The sequence below is a fragment of the Clostridium sp. NSJ-145 genome (assembly GCF_021044725.1).
GTDB classification, from domain to species: Bacteria; Bacillota; Clostridia; order Clostridiales; family Clostridiaceae; genus Clostridium; species Clostridium disporicum_B.
On the sequence record NZ_JAJNOS010000054.1, the window covers coordinates 1 to 1,045 of the forward strand.

Consider the following 1,045-nt stretch of genomic DNA (forward strand, 5'->3'; position numbering starts at 1 on the left):
ATTTCTGTTTTAAATAATTGGGTCCATTTATACCAAAATAGGTAGTTTGTTAGGAACTTGGTTGAAACACCATTAAACTTTCTTATCCATCTTTTTAAGCTACTATGAAAAGCATTGACTCTTTGAATATTATAAATATCCACAGTTTTTCTCCCGCCCCTAATTTGATGTAATTCAAAATTATGTTGAGCCGCAAATGGGATATAACTCCTATGTTTATCAGTACATAAAATAGAATTTTCTTCAACAACCTCTGATAAAGCCCTATTTATATCAGTATAGTTAGGTCTGCCATCACATATTAAACCAGTATATATATTTCCTAATCTATCTACACCACATAATACACAGGCAAATTCCTTTGATATACCTCTTGTATTTATTTCTTTACCACGCTTTCTTGATTCCCTTGGCATAGTAAAATTAGAACTTTTGCTATGATTCCCTTTATAGCTAAGGGCAAAGTATGTCTCATCGAGTTCAATAACACCCTCAAGAGAGCCGTAGCCAATAAATTTTCTAATAGCGTCTATAATTTTATGTCTCCAAAAGAAAGCTGTTGCAATATTAATCTCAACAATTTCGGCACATTGCCTAATAGTGTTACCATTTATCATACATTGAGCATATAGTAGCCATTTATCTAATCCCTTTTTACTACTTGAAACTGGGGATTTAGAAAAATCATTGAAAGTTTTTTTGCACTCTGGATTTTGGCATTTATACCTTTGTTTAACGCCATTCTTGCCATGATATTTTCCATACTTAGATATTTTATCATGATTGCAAAAAGGACAGCACTTCCCCTTGTTAAATCTATTTTCAGCGATTTCTTCATCTATAGAGTTAGTTATTCCATTTGACATCAATACAGTCTTTAAAAAATCAAATACCTTCTCTTGCTCATATGTATTTAATTGTGAAACTTGCTGAATAACATTATTAACTCTTGGCATAAAAAACCTCCTAAATAGTAGTTATATTATATATTATAACCATATTTATAGAGGTTAATCAAATTTCAACAGTTTATTAAAACAAAGCC

At 30.7% G+C, this 1,045-nt stretch carries 1 protein-coding gene; it reads right to left on the bottom strand.

The features are described from left to right. On the bottom strand, nucleotides 1–956 hold a 956-nt coding region (locus LQE93_RS16725; protein WP_231074578.1), incomplete at its 3' end, for an IS1595 family transposase. Nucleotides 957–1,045 lie beyond the last annotated feature (89 nt).